General features: G+C 48.0%; 14 protein-coding genes, 2 tRNA genes and 3 rRNA genes. 9 read left to right on the top strand and 10 right to left on the bottom strand.

Going from position 1 to position 17,866, the window contains the following annotated elements; genetic code table 11:
• Positions 1–13: 13 nt before the first annotated feature.
• From AC6H3C_RS04275 to AC6H3C_RS04235, 9 genes are all read right to left on the bottom strand, one after another.
• Positions 14–649 (bottom strand): YiiX/YebB-like N1pC/P60 family cysteine hydrolase, encoded by a 636-nt coding sequence (locus AC6H3C_RS04275; protein ID WP_497519447.1) that lies wholly within the window; start codon positions 647–649, stop codon positions 14–16.
• Positions 650–710: 61 nt separating this feature from the next.
• Positions 711–1,127, bottom strand: a complete 417-nt coding sequence (gene arfB / locus AC6H3C_RS04270) for an alternative ribosome rescue aminoacyl-tRNA hydrolase ArfB (protein ID WP_497519445.1) — start codon at positions 1,125–1,127, stop codon at positions 711–713.
• Between the two features lie 150 nt (positions 1,128–1,277).
• Positions 1,278–1,388, bottom strand: a 5S ribosomal RNA gene (gene rrf / locus AC6H3C_RS04265).
• Positions 1,389–1,554: 166 nt separating this feature from the next.
• A 23S ribosomal RNA gene (locus tag AC6H3C_RS04260) occupies positions 1,555–4,430 on the bottom strand.
• 286 nt (positions 4,431–4,716) lie between these two features.
• Positions 4,717–4,790: transfer RNA gene (locus AC6H3C_RS04255), tRNA-Ala, on the bottom strand.
• 113 nt (positions 4,791–4,903) lie between these two features.
• Positions 4,904–4,977: transfer RNA gene (locus AC6H3C_RS04250), tRNA-Ile, on the bottom strand.
• A 178-nt stretch (positions 4,978–5,155) separates the two neighbouring features.
• Positions 5,156–6,671: ribosomal RNA gene (locus AC6H3C_RS04245) — 16S ribosomal RNA — on the bottom strand.
• The 16S, 23S and 5S rRNA genes sit together here with 2 tRNA genes alongside, the layout of an rRNA operon.
• 765 nt (positions 6,672–7,436) lie before the next feature.
• Positions 7,437–7,745, bottom strand: coding sequence for a hypothetical protein (locus AC6H3C_RS04240; RefSeq protein ID WP_497519444.1), 309 nt, complete (start codon positions 7,743–7,745; stop codon positions 7,437–7,439).
• A 265-nt stretch (positions 7,746–8,010) separates the two neighbouring features.
• A complete protein-coding gene (locus AC6H3C_RS04235; RefSeq protein WP_497519443.1) occupies positions 8,011–9,240 on the bottom strand; it encodes an LL-diaminopimelate aminotransferase in 1,230 nt (409 codons plus the stop codon).
• Between the two features lie 160 nt (positions 9,241–9,400).
• Here AC6H3C_RS04235 and AC6H3C_RS04230 point away from each other — a divergent pair, with 160 nt between their 5' ends.
• Positions 9,401–9,931, top strand: coding sequence for a hypothetical protein (locus AC6H3C_RS04230; RefSeq protein ID WP_497519442.1), 531 nt, complete (start codon positions 9,401–9,403; stop codon positions 9,929–9,931).
• Positions 9,932–9,977: 46 nt separating this feature from the next.
• Here AC6H3C_RS04230 and folK read toward each other — a convergent pair whose 3' ends face one another.
• Positions 9,978–10,472, bottom strand: coding sequence for a 2-amino-4-hydroxy-6-hydroxymethyldihydropteridine diphosphokinase (gene folK, locus AC6H3C_RS04225; RefSeq protein WP_497519441.1), 495 nt, complete (start codon positions 10,470–10,472; stop codon positions 9,978–9,980).
• A gap of 93 nt (positions 10,473–10,565) precedes the next feature.
• Between folK and sppA the strand changes: the two genes are divergently transcribed.
• The 8 genes from sppA (at position 10,566) to AC6H3C_RS04185 (ending at position 17,864) form a co-directional block, all read left to right on the top strand.
• Positions 10,566–12,335: a signal peptide peptidase SppA gene (sppA, locus tag AC6H3C_RS04220; protein ID WP_497519440.1), complete on the top strand. Its 1,770-nt coding sequence runs from the start codon at positions 10,566–10,568 to the stop codon at positions 12,333–12,335.
• Between the two features lie 94 nt (positions 12,336–12,429).
• Positions 12,430–13,533 carry a tetraacyldisaccharide 4'-kinase gene (lpxK, locus tag AC6H3C_RS04215; protein ID WP_497519438.1) on the top strand — a complete coding sequence of 368 codons (1,104 nt, stop codon included), beginning with the start codon at positions 12,430–12,432 and terminating at the stop codon, positions 13,531–13,533.
• Entirely contained in the window at positions 13,472–14,284 is an 813-nt protein-coding gene (locus tag AC6H3C_RS04210; protein ID WP_497519436.1) for a purine-nucleoside phosphorylase, read from the top strand. The genes lpxK and AC6H3C_RS04210 overlap by 62 nt, the downstream gene beginning before the upstream one ends.
• 6 nt (positions 14,285–14,290) lie before the next feature.
• The gene (locus AC6H3C_RS04205; protein WP_497519435.1) at positions 14,291–15,247 is read left to right on the top strand and encodes a pyridoxal-phosphate dependent enzyme; all 957 of its coding nucleotides are present in this window, start codon (positions 14,291–14,293) and stop codon (positions 15,245–15,247) included.
• A 648-nt stretch (positions 15,248–15,895) separates the two neighbouring features.
• Entirely contained in the window at positions 15,896–16,126 is a 231-nt protein-coding gene (locus AC6H3C_RS04200; RefSeq protein WP_497519433.1) for a hypothetical protein, read from the top strand.
• Positions 16,127–16,144: 18 nt separating this feature from the next.
• Positions 16,145–16,555, top strand: coding sequence for a DUF4469 domain-containing protein (locus tag AC6H3C_RS04195; protein ID WP_497519432.1), 411 nt, complete (start codon positions 16,145–16,147; stop codon positions 16,553–16,555).
• 247 nt (positions 16,556–16,802) lie between these two features.
• Complete coding sequence (locus AC6H3C_RS04190) at positions 16,803–17,405, top strand: tail fiber domain-containing protein (protein ID WP_497519430.1); 603 nt, start codon at positions 16,803–16,805, stop codon at positions 17,403–17,405.
• Between the two features lie 6 nt (positions 17,406–17,411).
• Positions 17,412–17,864: a T9SS type A sorting domain-containing protein gene (locus AC6H3C_RS04185; RefSeq protein WP_497519429.1), complete on the top strand. Its 453-nt coding sequence runs from the start codon at positions 17,412–17,414 to the stop codon at positions 17,862–17,864.
• Positions 17,865–17,866 lie beyond the last annotated feature (2 nt).

Raw genomic sequence — 17,866 nt, 5'->3', positions numbered from 1 at the left:
ATCCTGCATACATTTACTTCACGACGCCAAGTCGCTCCAGTTTTTCCGAGGCAGCCATGCCATTTGGATTACAGCCTGGTAAACCTTCCGGAATCTCCAGACCGAGTTTCCCGTAATATTCAAGCCAGGTTGGAAAAAATTCACCTGTTTGCGGGTCGTTGAACGTCATCGGGTTTAATTGAAAAACCGAATCCGGAGCAAAAGCCCGGAAAATAAATTCGGAACAATAGTGCGCGGTATCAGACAGGATGTAACTAAAATTGTAGGGTTTTCCAAGCATTTCACGGGCACGGTCCAACGCGTCGGGAATTGTAGATTGCCATTCCGCTTTCAAACGATAAGCCACCACCTCGACTGAATCAATTTCAGGATGCAGAAACTCCTGCAATAAAATCCGGCAAGTCCCACCTTTCGGATCGGCATGCAGCACAAAAATACGGTCGCTTATCTGTTCAACAATCCCTACATGCGAAAAATGGGTTTCAGCCTCGGTTTGAGTTACCCGGTCAATCGCTTCTGCTAAGTCTCCTGACGCAGCTCCCCGAAACAACAAATCTCCGGCTTGTATGCGAAGGTGCGTATCTGCTGAATGACAAGCCGAAAGGCTAAACAATAAAACCAACATCGTATAAGCTACTATTTCTTTCATGTATCTTTTTCAGTAAAAATCCGGAAAAGATCCCGGACATCACATTAACCTTTTCTATTTTTTAGAAATCAATTTTCCCTCGTCTCGACTTCTTTTCTCCCAATTGTTTTTTTGATTGGATCCGTCTTTCTACTGAAGCCCTTGTTGGACGCGTAATTTTTCGCTTTTTAACCGGCATAAATGCTTTATTAAGTAATCCGTAAAATTTTTCGGCAACGATCTCCTTGTTTCGAAGTTGCGAACGGTCCTCCTGGCTCACAATCAGCAAAATTCCGTCGGAAGTAAGTTTTGAAGCCAGCTTTTTCAGTAACAATTCCTTTTGTTCATCCGTTAGCAAGGCCGAAGCGGGAATATCAAAACGCAACTCTACACGCGAATTCACTTTGTTCACGTTCTGTCCTCCCGGGCCACTGCTCCGCGAGGTTTGAAATACAAACTCGCCGCTTAGATCGGGGATATTTGTTTGCAGTGTTTCCATGCGAAGCAAAGTTAATGTAAAACGGTTTATTCCAAATTTTTGAGGGAGAAATTCCGATTGATCCGATATGACAAATATGGAATATATGTTTTTGGACAGCCGTCATTTGCAAAAAAAACCCTGTGCTCTGGAGAACACAGGGTTTGGAAAGGATGGCGACGACCTACTCTCCCACATAAATGCAGTACCATCGGCGCTGGCGGGCTTAACTTCTCTGTTCGGAATGGGAAGAGGTGGAACCCCGCCGCTGTAATCACCTAAATCTTTTTTGCTTTTCCCCTTACCGGGGATACACAACACTTAAATATTATTCACGCTTCGTTGACTGCAACCTGTTGATTGCAACCTGTTCAGGCAGTTGCCGGATGAAGCTTAATATTTTAAACATACCGGGAAAAATGTGAAGTAACCTTTGACCTTAAAAACCCAGGGAAAGTCTTCGGGTAATTAGTACTGCTCGGCTATGACGTTACCGCCTTTACACCTGCAGCCTATCAACGTAGTCGTCTGCTACGACCCTTAAAGGAAATCTCATCTTGAGGGAGGCTTCGCGCTTAGATGCTTTCAGCGCTTATCCCTTCCATACATAGCTACTCAGCAATGCAACTGGCGTCACAACTGATACACTAGAGGTATGTCCACCGCGGTCCTCTCGTACTGGCAGCAGGTCCTCTCAAATTTCCAACGCCCACAACAGATAGGGACCGAACTGTCTCACGACGTTCTGAACCCAGCTCGCGTGCCACTTTAATGGGCGAACAGCCCAACCCTTGGGACCTTCTCCAGCCCCAGGATGTGACGAGCCGACATCGAGGTGCCAAACCGCTCCGTCGATATGAGCTCTTGGGAGCGATCAGCCTGTTATCCCCGGAGTACCTTTTATCCTTTGAGCGATGGCCCTTCCATGCGGAACCACCGGATCACTATGCCCTAGTTTCCTACCTGATCGACTTGTCGGTCTCACAGTCAAGCGCCCTTATACCATTACACTCTCCTGACGGTTACCAATCGTCATGAGGGCACCTTTGGGAGCCTCCGTTACTCTTTTGGAGGCGACCACCCCAGTCAAACTACCCACCACACACTGTCCCCCCGTAAGGGGGTTAGGTCCCGAGTAAGCAAAGGGACGTATTTCAAGGATGGCTCCACGAATCCTGGCGAACCCGCTTCATTGCCTCCGTCCTATCCTACACATCACTTACCCAGAATCAATGTGAAGTTGCAGTAAAGGTTCACGGGGTCTTTCCGTCCCGTTGCGGGTAATCGGCATCTTCACCGATACTACAATTTCACCGAGCTCATGGCTGAGACAGTGCCCACATCGTTACACCATTCGTGCAGGTCGGAACTTACCCGACAAGGAATTTCGCTACCTTAGGACCGTTATAGTTACGGCCGCCGTTTACCGGGGCTTCATTTCAATGCTTCTCTTGCGATAACATCCCCACTTAACCTTCCGGCACCGGGCAGGTGTCAGGCCTTATACATCATCTTTCGATTTAGCAAAGCCATGTGTTTTTGATAAACAGTCGCATGGGCCTTTTTACTGCGGCCCGCCTTGCAGCGGGCGACCCTTCTCCCGAAGTTACGGGTCGATTTTGCCTAGTTCCTTAGCCATGGATCACTCGAGCGCCTCAGGATTCTCTCCTTGACTACCTGTGTCGGTTTGCGGTACGGGTTCTTTATACCTGATGCTTAGAGGATTTTCTCGGAAGCCCTTACGGTCACTATCCGCTTGCCCGAAGGCTCACGGTACTGTCAGGTTTCAGCTCAAAGGGCGGATTTGCCTGCCCTTATCATCACCTAAACCCTTTAACCAACTATTCCGTCAGTTGGCGGACCTGTCATCACTTCGTCTCCCCATCGCAGTATAAAAAAGTATCGGAATATTAACCGATTATCCATCGAATGCGCCTCTCGGCTCCTCCTTAGGCCCCGACTAACCCTGATCCGATTAACGTTGATCAGGAAACCTTAGTCTATCGGCGAGGGGGTTTCCCGCCCCCTTTGTCGTTACTTATGCCTACATTTGCTTTTCCAGACGCTCCAGCATAGCTCACGCTACACCTTCTACGCCGACTGGAATGCTCCCCTACCATAAATCCATAGCTTCGGTGGTATGTTTGATGCCCGATTATTATCCACGCCCGATCGCTCGACTAGTGAGCTGTTACGCACTCTTTAAATGAATGGCTGCTTCCAAGCCAACATCCTAGCTGTCTAAGCAATCAGACTTCGTTAAACCAACTTAACATACACTTGGGGACCTTAGCTGATGGTCTGGGTTCTTTCCCTCTCGGACACGGACCTTAGCACCCATGCCCTCACTGCCGTAAAGCATCTTATAGCATTCGGAGTTTGTCTGGATTTGATAGGCGGTGAAGCCCTCGCATCCAATCAGTAGCTCTACCTCTATAAGACTCAGTTACGACGCTGCACCTAAATGCATTTCGGGGAGTACGAGCTATTTCCCAGTTTGATTGGCCTTTCACCCCTACCCACAGCTCATCCAAGAGCTTTTCAACGCTCCCTGGTTCGGTCCTCCAGTCCGTGTTACCGGACCTTCAACCTGGCCATGGGTAGATCACAAAGGTTTCGCGTCTAGCGCCACTGACTAAAGCGCCCTGTTCAGACTCGCTTTCGCTTCGGATCCGTGTCTGAAACACTTATCCTTGCCAGTGACGACTAACTCGTAGGCTCATTATGCAAAAGGCACGCTGTCATCCGGCAGTTGCCGGACTCCAACCGCTTGTAAGCGTACGGTTTCAGGTACTATTTCACTCCCCTGTTCGGGGTGCTTTTCACCTTTCCCTCACGGTACTTGTTCACTATCGGTCTCTCAGTAGTATTTAGCCTTACCGGATGGTCCCGGCAGATTCAGACAGGATTCCTCGTGTCCCGCCCTACTCAGGATACCACTATCATATCAACACTTTACGTGTACAGGACTTTCACCTCCTTTGGTTATTCTTTCCAAAATATTCCACTTCCGTGTTAATACAAATCCCGTGGTCCTACAACCCCAACTTTGCCGAAACAAAGCTGGTTTAGGCTGTTCCCCGTTCGCTCGCCACTACTTAGGGAATCACTTTTGTTTTCTTTTCCTCCAGGTACTTAGATGTTTCAGTTCCCTGGGTTAGCTTCCAATATAATTGGATTTCCGGTTACCCGGAAGGGTTATCCCATTCGGAAACCTGCGGATCAATTCGTATTTGCCAATCCCCGCAGTTTATCGCAGCTTATCACGTCCTTCTTCGCCTCTGAGAGCCAAGGCATCCCCCGTACGCCCTTATTAACTTTCTCCTTTATTTTTTAATCTTTAAGGTCGAATGTACTTCACATTCTCTTTTTCCCAATATGTCAAAGAACTTTAAAATAAGTCACGAGTTGCGAGTTATGAGTCCTGAGACTTAAATACTCTCTCTTAACTTCTTTACGTTGATACTTCCGGACTCGAACCGAAACTTACGCCCACCTGGCCTATCATTTGTTCCAATATGTATTTTGAACGTCTTGTCTTTACTACTTTTATTCTCTTATCTTATTCCGAATCGCGACTCATATCTCATCGCTCACGACTCTTTTCTTGTGGAGAATAAGGGAGTCGAACCCTTGACCTCTAGAATGCAAATCTAGCGCTCTAGCCAACTGAGCTAATCCCCCGGTTTTCAAGATTAGAATATTGGAATCCTGAAGATTAGAATGCCTTCCTATTCTGATACTCTAATATTCCGATACTCTAACTTTCCGATATTCCGAACATTCTACCACTGCGGTAGTCCCGCCCAGATTTGAACTGGGGACCTCTACATTATCAGTGTAGCGCTCTAACCAGCTGAGCTACGAGACTGTTATTTCAGATGTCAGATTTAAAATATCAGACCCCAAGACTTTAGATTGTGGTGTACAGTCTTGTATATTCAGTCTAATGTCTTTCGTCTTGTCTCTTAAACTTCAACCTCTGCTATATCTTTTAAAAAGGTAGTGATAAAAAATAAACTCCGAACAAGCGTTTAATCAAGCTCCAGAAAGGAGGTGTTCCAGCCACACCTTCCGGTACGGCTACCTTGTTACGACTTAACCCCAGTCATTGGTTTTACCCTAGGCCGCTCCTCGCGGTTACAGACTTCAGGTACCCCCAACTTCCATGGTTTGACGGGCGGTGTGTACAAGGCCCGGGAACGTATTCACCGCGCCATGGCTGATGCGCGATTACTAGCGAATCCAGCTTCACGAAGTCGGGTTGCAGACTTCGATCCGAACTGAGACCAGCTTTAGAGATTAGCATCCGGTCACCCGGTAGCTGCCCTTTGTACTGGCCATTGTAACACGTGTGTAGCCCTGGACATAAGGGCCGTGCTGATTTGACGTCATCCCCACCTTCCTCTCACCTTACGGTGGCAGTCCCGCTAGAGTCCCCAGCTTAACCTGATGGTAACTAACGGTAAGGGTTGCGCTCGTTATGGGACTTAACCCGACACCTCACGGCACGAGCTGACGACAACCATGCAGCACCTTGAAGAGTGTCCGAAGAAAACCATCTTTCGACAGCTGTCACTCCCCATTTAAGCCCAGGTAAGGTTCCTCGCGTATCATCGAATTAAACCACATGTTCCTCCGCTTGTGCGGGCCCCCGTCAATTCCTTTGAGTTTCACCGTTGCCGGCGTACTCCCCAGGTGGCTCACTTATCGCTTTCGCTAAGCCGCTTGCTGTGTATCGCAAACAGCGAGTGAGCATCGTTTACGGCGTGGACTACCAGGGTATCTAATCCTGTTCGCTACCCACGCTTTCGTACCTCAGTGTCAGTGTCAGTTTAGTAAGCTGCCTTCGCAATCGGAGTTCTGTGTAATATCTAAGCATTTCACCGCTACACTACACATTCCGCCTACCTCAACTGTACTCAAGCTAATCAGTATCAATGGCACGCCTACCGTTAAGCGGCAGGTTTTCACCACTGACTTAATCAGCCACCTACGTACCCTTTAAACCCAATGAATCCGGATAACGCTTGCATCCTCCGTATTACCGCGGCTGCTGGCACGGAGTTAGCCGATGCTTATTCATACACTACCGTCAAATCCATACACGTACGGACATTTCTTGGTGTACAAAAGAAGTTTACAACCCATAGGGCCGTCTTCCTTCACGCGGGATGGCTGGTTCAGGCTTGCGCCCATTGACCAATATTCCTCACTGCTGCCTCCCGTAGGAGTCTGGTCCGTGTCTCAGTACCAGTGTGGGGGATCATCCTCTCAGAACCCCTAGACATCGTAGTCTTGGTGAGCCGTTACCTCACCAACGAACTAATGTCACGCATGCCCATCTTTAACCGCCGGAGCTTTAATTTAAATCCCATGCGGAATCTAAATACGATGGGGTATTAATCCGGATTTCTCCGGGCTATCCCCCTGTTAAAGGCAGGTTGCATACGCGTTACTCACCCGTGCGCCACTCTCATCACCCGAAGGTGAATCCCGTTCGACTTGCATGTGTTAGGCCTCCCGCTAGCGTTCATCCTGAGCCAGGATCAAACTCTTCGTTGTAAAGAAATTTTTATGTGTCTTCCAGCTCTGTGATTAAACTCGCTAATTCTTGCGTCTATTCCTTATCTGTCTACCTTTTCAATATTGTCAATGAACTTGTTTACTATCTTGCTTGCCTCTATGAAACCCTGCTCTTTGCAGAACAAAGCACCAGACAAATTTCTTGTTCCATTCTCTCTTTTCCCACTTAACGATCGCCTCATCTTTTCCGTTCAACCGTTACGGGGCGGCAAAGTTAACAAGCTTTTCCTTTCTGCCAAAACTTTTTTTGACTTTTTTCCCAAACTTGTTATGCCTGAAGTCAGCTTCTATTCTTACGGAGAAAATTAATCCCTCCGGGTTTCAAAACCAACTCATCAAATCCTTCAGTGAACTCTTCGTTTTTGCGGCTGCAAAGTAATGGCCTTTTTTGTAATTTCCAAATCCTTTTTAAAAGTTTTTTTTACCTAAAACGCCCAAAACCCTTACAGAACGCCGCTCTCAGCTCACCCGGTGTAACCCGTTTGTCTCTCAAAGCGGGTGCAAATATAGAGAGCTTTTCCGGTTCTGCAACATATCCTGCAATAAATATTTTCATTTTTTTAATCAATCACGAATGACGAACTTATAACCAGCTACTTACCGACTGATAAAATTTTCATCGAAACGGTCTTAAACAGACAGAAGATCGTTTCGCCAACACGTAGCTGCCCTTCGGACATCGCCTGATGAGTAATTTCAACCAGCAAAGGAAAGCCCACATCAGCCAAACAGAATCTCCTTCCCTCATTTTCTTTGACAGGTAAATCCATCGGCAACAATGATGCAGCCGAAAATGTTACTACCAAACAGCTCTTCGATCATTCCATATACGGAAATCTGTCCGCTTTTAATTTTCAACACTTTATGGGCATGCCGAAAAACTTCAGGCAGGTCGTGTCTTACCTTAATAATGGTTGTCCTAAAAATTGACGTGATTTTGCCGGAACCCAAATCTCCAAACAATGCCAGGAATTTATCCCCCTGTATGTTTTTACCGACAGGTTTCATTTTTCCATGAATGGCAAACATCATTTTTTCGATATCAATAGCCATGCAAGGATAACAGATGACGGCAACATCATCAGCACATGCTTACGATCGCTTCAATAACCGGATTTAACCTGATGCGGGTAAATGCACGCCAAAAAATTGGGGCAGACCAACAAGAAACAGGATTAATCCACACTGCAGGAATGACCCGGCGGGAAATCCGCCCCGGAGAGAAGGAATAATCCTGATTTTACAGCGAATGCTGCGGTAAAAAACAAACCCCGGCAAATGCCAGGGTTCGCGTCGGTTTCTTTATTGCGGGAGAGAATCAACCCAGTTTTTTTATTCGTTGCATGGCTTCAATCACGTTGTCGCGATCGGCAAAGGCCGAAAAACGGAAATAGCCTTCGCCGGCGGGCCCAAAGCCGGATCCGGGGGTCCCGACCACATTGGCCTCGTTCAGCGCCTTGTCAAAGAAATCCCACGATTTCATATTATTTTTGGTTTTCACCCAGATATAGGGAGCATTCACTCCTCCAAAAACCCGGTATCCGGCTTCGGCCAGGCTTTCGCGCATGATACGGGCGTTTTCCATATAGTAGGCAACCACTTCTTTCACTTCTTTCTGACCTTCTTCGGTGTAAACGGCGGCGGCGGCTTTTTGTACCGGGTACGAAACGCCGTTAAATTTGGTGGTATGACGACGCAGCCACAGTTTTTTCACCGAATGGGCCTTGCCTTCGCTGTCGTACGCTTTCAGCTCTTCAGGAATGACCGTGAACGCACAACGGGTACCGGTGAATCCGGCTGTTTTGGAAAAACTGCGAAATTCGATGGCTACTTCTTTGGCTCCTTCAATCTCGTAAATCGAGCGCGGAATGCCTGCCTCGGTAATAAATGCTTCGTAAGCGGCATCGAACAAAATGATACACTTATTCTCTTTCGCGTACCTGACCCATTTGGCTAATTCGTCTTTGCCGGCAACAGTCCCTGTCGGGTTGTTGGGGTAGCAAAGGAAGATCAGGTCGGGGCGCTCGGACGGCAATTCAGGGATAAAACCATTTTCGTCAGTACAAGGCATGTAAATGATACCGGAGTAGTACCCATTTGCAGCACATTCGCCGGTTTTTCCGGCCATCACGGTGGTATCGGCATATACCGGGTAAACCGGGTCGCAAATGGCGATTTTGTTTTGGCTGCCAAAAATTTCCTGGATATTTCCGGTGTCGCATTTTGAGCCGTCGGACACGATGATATCGTCGGCCGAAACGTCGATGCCATTCGCTTTGTAGGCCTGATCGGCAATGGCCTGGCGTAAAAAGTCGTACCCTTGTTCCGGGCCGTAACCTTTAAAACTGTCAGCCCGGCCCATTTCGTCAACCGCCTCGTGAAAGGCTTTCAAAACAGTGGGAACCAGGGGTTGAGTGACATCGCCAATCCCCATTCGAATGATTTTTTTGCCGGGGTTGGCATCGGCAAATTCCCTAACCCGGCGGCCAATCTCGGGAAACAGGTATCCCGCTTTTAACTTCAGATAGTGTTCGTTAATTAATGCCATCTTATTAGTTGTTTTAATATGAATAATCGAAAAAATTACGTTATTTCGGCGGACGACAAAGTTACAAAATTGCCTGACTTTGCCTAAATCCGAAACAGATTTGTGGCATAATCCTTGTCGTGGGTTGAACTCAATACGAAACACTTAATACATCAATCCTATGAAAACAATTAGCCGGATTTTAGTTGTACTGGCGGTTCTTTTTTTAACTGCCTGCGAAGGAGAACAAGGCCCTCCAGGAATGGACGGAGCCGACGGAGATAACCTGTTGGGGACTATTTTTGAGATTCAGGGCACCTTTAACGCTCAAAATAATTATACCCTGTATTACCCCTTTCCCAATAACTTCGAAATCTACGAAACCGATATCGTGTTGGTTTATATCCTTTGGGAGCAAGTTGACAATCTTGATGTTTGGCGTTTGTTACCGCAAACGGTCGTGTTACCCGAAGGCGTGTTGCAGTATAACTTTGATTACACGGTTGGCGATGTTCAGGTATTCCTCGAATGCACCTTCGATTACAACCTGCTGCTGCCATCCGAAACCAACAACCAGGTATTCCGGATCGCCGTTCTCCCGGCGGCATCTTATGCCGCCAATAAGTCCATCGACCTGACAAACCTGGATGCCGTTATGAAATCATTGAAAATCGATTCGTCATCGGTTAAAAAGCTGGATTTAACCAGGTAAATTTTCGCTTGCCAAAACTCCGTTGAGCAGGCCGGGCGATCAAACGCTAAACCTGCTTTTCCAATCTTTTTACATCGAGCTGATCGGAGCAATTCTCCAGCAGCTCGATGATACTTTGTTTGAACACCGGATGCAGCATCGCCCCGGCAACTTCGGCCAAAGGTTCGAGCACAAACCGGCGGTCGATCATCCGGGGATGAGGCAATTCGAGCTTAGGTTCGTGGTAAACCAAATCGTCATAAAATAACAGGTCGATGTCAATCATCCGCGAAGAATAGCGTTCGGCTTTACGCACGCGGCCCAGTTCAAGCTCAATCATTTTGGTGACAGCCAATGCCTCTTCGGGGCTTTTGTCCGTTTCGAGCACCAGCACCTGGTTCCAGAATAAATCGTCGGACTGAAAACCCCAGGGCTCCGTTTCGTAAACCGACGACAAGCGGGAGATCGGTCCCAGTTCTTCTGCCAGTCGCAACCGGGCATTACTGAAAATCTGCTCTTTATTCCCAAGATTTCCCCCCAACAGTAAAAAAAGCTTTGCCATTTTGTGAACAAAATTGTAATGGAATAAGTAGATTCGTACTTATTAATTTTTCGACGGTACAAAGCTAAAAACACAAAACAATAATTCACAATTATGAAAGACTTTTTAAAGTATACCCTGGCATCTGTTATTGGCGTATTGATTGCCGGCTTTTTAGGAATCATCTTATTAATTGGCGCGTTCTCGGCTATTTTATCCATGTCGGAAGAGCCGGTTGAAGTAAAAGATAAGTCGTTGCTTGTTTTACGCCTCGACAATAAAATTGTTGAGCGCTCGGACAAAAATCCTTTGAATGATCTGGATTTATTCGGCTTTGGGGCAAGCAAACAAACCGGCCTCGACGATATCCTGGCTTGTATTGAAAAAGCAAAAACCGACGATCGCGTTCGCGGAATTTACCTGAACCCTTCCGCGATTGACGCCGGATATGCAACTGTTGAGGAAATCAGAAATGCCCTGATCGACTTTAAAGAATCAGAAAAATTTATTTATGCCTACGGCGAAAACCTCACCCAGAAAGCATACTATCTGATCTCGGTGGCCGACAAGGTGGCGCTCAACCCGAAAGGAATGGTCGAATTTAAAGGACTTAGCGTTCAACGGAATTTCTACAAAAAAGCGCTCGAAAAAATCGGCGTCGAAATGCAGGTGATTCGTCACGGCAAATTTAAATCGGCTGTTGAACCGTTTCTGCTCGAGAAAATGAGCCCGGAAAGCCGCCTGCAAACCGAAGTTTATACCGGCAGCATCTGGAACCAGCTTTTGCTCGATATTTCGGTTTCACGCAACCTGAGCCTGGCCGAATTGAATGAACTGGCCGATGGCGTGGCCACTTTTCAGCGGGCAGAATTCCTCATGCAAAAAGGCCTGGTAGATACCTTGTTGTACAAAGATGAAGTGATCAACGAACTCAAAGAACTGACCAGCATCAAAGAAAGCAGCGACTTACGTGCCATCGATGTGAATAAGTATGCCAAAGCTCCGGTAAAACGGGAAGGCAAAGGACTGGCCCGCGATAAAATTGCCGTGATTTATGCCAGCGGAGAAATTGGCATGGGGAGCGGCATGGAGAGTATTGACCCGGAAGAAATTTCGCGAACCATTCGTGAAGCCCGGCGCGACTCATCCATCAAGGCAATCGTGTTACGCATTAACTCTCCCGGGGGGTCGGCCTATGGCTCGGAGGTCATCTGGCGTGAAGTAAAACTGGCTGCCGAAACCAAACCCACCATCGCCTCGATGAGCGATGTGGCTGCATCGGGCGGATACTATATTGCCGCCGCTGCCGATACCATCATGACCGACCGGACAACCATTACCGGCTCCATCGGTATTTTCGGGCTGATCCCGAATGCCGGCGAGCTGCTGAATAACAAGCTTGGGATTACCCAGGATGTGGTGAATACCAACGAACATTCCGATATTTTATCCCTCACCCGAAAGATGACCAGCTTTGAAGAAGCACTCATGCAAAATTATATTGAAGATGGTTACGATACCTTTATCGGCCGGGTGGCCGAAGGGCGCAGCCTGAGCAAAGAGCAGGTCGACGAAATCGGGCAGGGCCGGGTTTGGGCCGCCGAAAATGCAAAAGAAAACGGCCTGGTCGACCTGTACGGCGGAATTTCGGATGCCGTAAAATTAGCTGCCGGAATGAGCGGACTGGATCATTACCGGGTTGTCCAGCTTCCAAAAATGAAAGACCCCTTTGAAGAACTATTAAAAGAGCTTACCGGCAATGCCCGGATGCGGATTCTTCAAAACGAATTGGGCGGTCAGTATCCTGTGTACAAACAACTGAAAAATCTGGTCAGCGCCAGGGGAATCCTGACCCGCTTACCCTACGATATTCAAATGGATTAAACCAGTTCCCGTTCAGGAAGAGAGAAGTTGTCTTCGCGGGCAACTTCTTTTTTTATGCCCGAATTTTGATACCTTCGTGTTTCATTAAATAATTATGCTGAAAATTCTTTTATACCCGTTTTCTCTTATTTACGGACTGGTGGTATACATCCGTAATTTCCTGTACGACTATAAGTTTGCCGGATCAACCGAGTTTGAAATCCCGGTGATTTCGGTCGGAAATATCACGGTAGGGGGAACGGGAAAAACACCGCATACCGAATACCTGGTTGAATTGCTGCGAAAACATGTGAAGGTAGCCACGCTCAGCCGGGGGTATAAACGACAAACAAAAGGTTTTTTGCTGGTACAGGCCGAAGCCGATGCCCGGAATGTTGGCGACGAACCCCTGCAAATCAAACGTAAATTTCCGGACGTAACCGTGGCCGTGGATGAAAGCCGTGTGCATGGCATTCAAACCTTGCTGAAAAACCGGGAGCAGGCTCCTGATGTGATTATCCTGGACGACGCCTTTCAGCATCGCAGCGTAACTCCCGGAATCAATATTCTTCTGATCGACTCGAACCGGCCCCTGGAGGAAGATCATTTACTTCCCTACGGGAGGCTGAGGGAGCGGAAATACCAGCGAAGCCGTGCCAATGTGATCATTTACACCAAATGCCCCGATGAAATTACCCCCATCACCCGGCGAATCATCATGAAAAATGTAAACCTGAGGCCATACCAGTCGCTCTATTTCACCAAGATGACTTACGGCGAACCTGTTCCCGTTTTCCCGGATGTGGCTGCCCCGCTCCCCGGCATACAGGAAAACCGGTTGCCCTCGCTGATGTTAGCCGGCATTGCCAATCCCGGCCAGCTCAGGAATTACCTGTCCTCCAAAACCAAACTGCTCGGCGAAATGGTCTATAAGGATCATCATTCGTTTACCGAAACCGACCTGCAGAACATCGCGGCAAAGTATCGGCAATATCAAGAGCAGGAGCCGTTTATCCTGACCACCGAAAAGGACGCCATGAGGCTGCAGCAGCTACAACAGATACCCGATGACATCAAACCGCGTTTATTTTATATTCCGGTAAAGGTTCAGTTTTTATCGAGTGAAGGAAAAAGTTTTAATAAAAAAATAGTTGGCTATGTTAAAGATAATCGAAGCAACCGCGCGTTATATCAGCGAAAAAATCAAACAACAACCTGAGGCAGGGATTATCCTTGGCTCGGGCTTGGGAGGCCTGGTGAACGAAATCAGGATTGAAACGGAGATCCCCTACTCCGAAATCCCGAACTTCCCGGTCTCAACCGTCGACGGACACAACGGACACCTGATTTTTGGCGAGCTGGGAGGCAAAAAGGTACTGGCCATGCAGGGCCGTTTTCATTATTACGAAGGATATTCCATGCAGGAAGTTGTTTTGCCGGTGCGGGTGATGAAAAAACTGGGAATCGAATATTTATTTGTTTCGAATGCCACCGGCGGTTTAAACCCCGATTTTAGAATCGGCGACCTGATGATCATCAGCGACCACATCAACATGTTCCCGGAACATCCGCTTCATGGTAAAAACCTGAACGAGCTGGGTCCCCGTTTCCCCGACATGAGCCAGGCTTACAACAAAGAACTGCGCCAAAAGGCCAGATTTATTGCCTTGAAAAATAAAATCGAGATCAAAGAAGGCGTTTACGTGGGCGTGCAGGGGCCAACATTCGAAACCCCCGCTGAATATAAAATGTTCCGCATTTTAGGCGGCGATGTGGTAGGCATGTCTACCGTGCCCGAAGTGATTGTAGCCCGCCATATGAATATGAAAGTTTTTGGAATTTCGATTGTTACCGACAGTGGCGTCCCCGGCGAAATTGTCGAGATTTCGCACGAGGAAGTGCAGGAAGTAGCCATGAAGTCGGAACCATCGATGACCCTGATCCTGAAAAACCTGATCGCCGAAATTTAAACCGCCATGAGATTACCCGAATTTGCCGATATTGAAAAAGCGCACGAGCTGATTAAACCGTTTATTCACCGGACTCCGGTACTGAGTTCAGTATCCATCAACGAAATTACAGGCGGCAACCTGTATTTCAAATGCGAAAACCTGCAAAAGGTAGGCGCGTTCAAGTTCAGGGGCGCCTGCAATGCCGTATTTTCATTAAGCGATCAGGAAGCGGCAAAAGGCGTTTGCACCCATTCGTCGGGAAACCATGCCGCTGCATTGGCCTTGGCCGCCCGCATGCGCGGGATTCCGGCTTATATTGTCATGCCGGAAACAGCCCCCGCCATCAAGAAAAAAGCTGTGGAAGGCTACGGGGGACAGATCACCTTTTGCCAACCGACCCTGGAGGCCCGCGAAAGCGCTCTGGCCGAAGTGGCTGCCCGTACCGGCACCATCGAAATTCATCCTTACAACAACGTGCAGGTGATTTGCGGGCAGGGAACTGCCGCCAAAGAACTGATCGAAGATACCGGTTTGTTCGATCTGATCCTTTGCCCAATTGGCGGCGGCGGACTGCTCAGCGGAACGTCGATCTGCGGACGTGCCATGAACCCCAACGGCCTGGTAATTGCAGCCGAACCCGAAGGCGCCGACGACGCTTACCGCTCGTTTCATGCCAAGAAACTAATCCCCTCCGTTAACCCGAAAACCATTGCCGACGGATTGCTCACTTCGGTCGGCGAAATCAACTTCCGCATCATCCAGCGCACGACCGATGAAATTGTAACTGTTTCAGAACGGGGCATTGCGCGGGCCATGCGGCTGGTTTGGGAACGGATGAAAATAATTATCGAACCCTCATCGGCCGTACCGTTGGCCGCCATTCTCGAAAATAAAGTGGATGTGCGCGGCAAAAAGGTTGGCATTATCCTCAGCGGCGGCAATGTCGACTTGGAAAAGCTGCCGTTTCACGATCTGCTTTGAACATCGATCAAATTAGCTAAACGCAAAGTATAAATTATCCGCCTGGTTTCTGATTGCTGAAAGACAAAGGACCGGAGAAAGTTGCAGTAGCAGCATTCAGTCGCGGTTCTACTCAGGTACTTTTTAGCTGCAAGCTGCAAGCTTCAAGTTCCAAGTTCCAAGTTCCAAGCTGCAAGTGACCAGTGACCAGTGACCAGTGACTAATGACAGAACCCTGAAAAGCAGCAGTCTTGCTTAGGCACTTAGGTACTCAGGAGCTCAGGCACTTTTTCAACGCAGAGAACGCCAGGAAGCGCAAAGTTCGCAGAGAACAAGCCTCATGCTCCATGCTCCATGCTGCAATGACCAATTATCCAATGACCACTGAAAGTACCAGTGTTCAGTCTCAGTATTCAGTCTCAGTTTTTTACACAGGTACTTTTTAGCTGCAAGCTGCAATGACCAATGACCAATTCTCCAATGACCAAACAAATCCTCATGTGTACAACACTGATTACCGATCACTGTTCACTGAACACCCCCTTTTTCACTTTTTTTCGCCCGTATTATTTTGTTCACCAAAATTGAAATGATCGTTTTTTACAACGAAAGCATACTTTTTGGGGGGGTTTTGAATCACTGTCTTTGACGAACAAAATCCAAATTTTCTTGAACAAAATATTTCTGTTTAACAACACATTTAGGGGGGGTACTTCTGGCTGGCTCAGTGAATTAACCCATGAAGCCGGTTTAATCGATTCGATCTTTATTATTCCGGCCTGTCAATTAACCTTAGTCCAAACGGCAGCCCTGCCCGGCGGACAGCCCTGTTTTTCGTGTGCCGGGTTATTTTACATCAGCTTTTGCCCGGCGCATGTTCGCGAGATAACCGTTTTTTAGATAAAAAAACCAATGATTATGGCATTAAACTATGCCCTCTTTGAAAACCACCTGACCACCGACCCGACCGACTACATGGCGGTGGTGCAAAATCAGCAAAGCAAAACACAGGACGATGTAATCGACCTGTATATGAACGACCTGGGCAGCGGCGCCCGCAACGAGACGCTTACCCCCGGCAACATTGCCCAACTGAAAGGCAGCCGCCTGAAGTTCGACCCGGCCGATGCCGCCCAGGGCATTTTCCTGGTCGCGCCCAATGGCAGCGAAACCCGCGTGGCCACCGTGTCGCGCAACAAACCGGGCCAGATCGATTTCCGGGTACCGGCCTTAGCGGCGGGAACGTACCGGCTCGAAGTGCGGACAATTCTTTACAACACCAAAAATTTGCGCAAAGGCAGCCTGCCCGACGAGTTAACAATCGTTTGAGAGAGCCTTTTACATGCACCGTGCAAGCCTTCTGCATGATCCGTGTAAGCCTTCTGCATGATCTGTGCAAAGCCTTTGCACGACACGTGCAAGCCGCTTGCATGAAGGCTGTAAGCGCTTTACACGGTCCTTGCAAGCCTTTTCCACGGTGTATGGAAGGCAAGGACCGGAAAATATAACAACAAGTGTTTGCTGATATGAACAAAACCAATGATTAACCGGGGTAGCTCCCCATTAAACTTTTACCATGATGAAAAAACTTTTACTTGCGGCTGTATTCAGCCTGATGATCTCTTTTGTAAATGCACAAATTAAAGTGACCAGTACCGGTAAGGTTGGCATTAATAACACCAGCCCAACTTATCAGTTAGATGTAAACGGCGATTTCAGGGCCGGTGATCTAATCAGTCAATACGGCATGTTGTATTCAACTTACGGCTATTCCAGGCTGGGCGACTATAGTTATATGTGGGATGAACTGTATGCTTACCAGGGTTATTTTTACTATTGCGATATTTATTATTCCGATGCCAGCCTGAAAACCGATGTCCGGAATTTGTCGCCGGCCAGCGAGCGGTTAAAAGGACTTCGCCCGGTAAGCTACAAAATGAAAGCGCCTGAAAAAACAGGAGTTGAAGGGACTGAAAAAGCCGACGTGGAACAGATGGGATTTATTGCCCAGGAAATGCAGGCGCTTTTCCCCGAGATTGTTGTGGCGGATAAAAACGGCACTTTAGGCATCCGCTATACCGAGTTAATACCTGTTCTGGTCAAAGCCTTCCAGGAGCAACAGCAGCTGATCGATGATTTGACCAGGCGGATCGAGGCATTGGAAACCGCGAAAAAGTAAACCGTTATGAAACGCGGGTATTGTTTGTTTGTCGCGCTGTTGGTGACAGCGCTGGCAGCCTCGTTCAGCGGTTTCGCGCAAACGAAGGTATACGAATTTGACTATAATGCTTCGGGTAACCGGATTAAGAGGCAACTCATCCAGCTTAAAAACACGAGCATGGCTGCCGTACCGGAGAGCAACCAGGAACAGGACGTGTTTGAAGGAACCCTGGACAGCCGGGAAATTAAAATCTATCCTAACCCCACGCGGGGCATGCTTACCGTGGAAATACCGGTCGGGGGTTTTGAAAGCCAGGTATCCCTGCGGGTATATAACATGCAGGGGGCGTTGGTTACCAACCTGAAGGTTACCGACGGAATAACAACGGTCGACCTGAGCAACCGGCCCCCGGGCATGTACATCATGAAGATCTCTTCCGGCCAATCAGTTTCCGAATGGAAAATCATAAAAGAATAGAA

Source organism: Gaoshiqia sp. US2 (assembly GCF_059705485.1).
This window is presented reverse-complemented; position numbering and strand designations above follow the sequence as displayed.

Coding starts and splice junctions, on each gene's coding strand:
- AC6H3C_RS04240 (WP_497519444.1), bottom strand. CDS start 7,745: ATGGCTATTGATATCGAAAAAATGATGTTTGCCATTCATGGAAAAATG.
- folK (WP_497519441.1), bottom strand. CDS start 10,472: ATGGCAAAGCTTTTTTTACTGTTGGGGGGAAATCTTGGGAATAAAGAG.
- AC6H3C_RS04205 (WP_497519435.1), top strand. CDS start 14,291: ATGAGATTACCCGAATTTGCCGATATTGAAAAAGCGCACGAGCTGATT.
- arfB (WP_497519445.1), bottom strand. CDS start 1,127: ATGGAAACACTGCAAACAAATATCCCCGATCTAAGCGGCGAGTTTGTA.
- AC6H3C_RS04190 (WP_497519430.1), top strand. CDS start 16,803: ATGATGAAAAAACTTTTACTTGCGGCTGTATTCAGCCTGATGATCTCT.
- AC6H3C_RS04185 (WP_497519429.1), top strand. CDS start 17,412: ATGAAACGCGGGTATTGTTTGTTTGTCGCGCTGTTGGTGACAGCGCTG.
- sppA (WP_497519440.1), top strand. CDS start 10,566: ATGAAAGACTTTTTAAAGTATACCCTGGCATCTGTTATTGGCGTATTG.
- lpxK (WP_497519438.1), top strand. CDS start 12,430: ATGCTGAAAATTCTTTTATACCCGTTTTCTCTTATTTACGGACTGGTG.
- AC6H3C_RS04230 (WP_497519442.1), top strand. CDS start 9,401: ATGAAAACAATTAGCCGGATTTTAGTTGTACTGGCGGTTCTTTTTTTA.
- AC6H3C_RS04195 (WP_497519432.1), top strand. CDS start 16,145: ATGGCATTAAACTATGCCCTCTTTGAAAACCACCTGACCACCGACCCG.
- AC6H3C_RS04235 (WP_497519443.1), bottom strand. CDS start 9,240: ATGGCATTAATTAACGAACACTATCTGAAGTTAAAAGCGGGATACCTG.
- AC6H3C_RS04210 (WP_497519436.1), top strand. CDS start 13,472: ATGTTAAAGATAATCGAAGCAACCGCGCGTTATATCAGCGAAAAAATC.
- AC6H3C_RS04275 (WP_497519447.1), bottom strand. CDS start 649: ATGAAAGAAATAGTAGCTTATACGATGTTGGTTTTATTGTTTAGCCTT.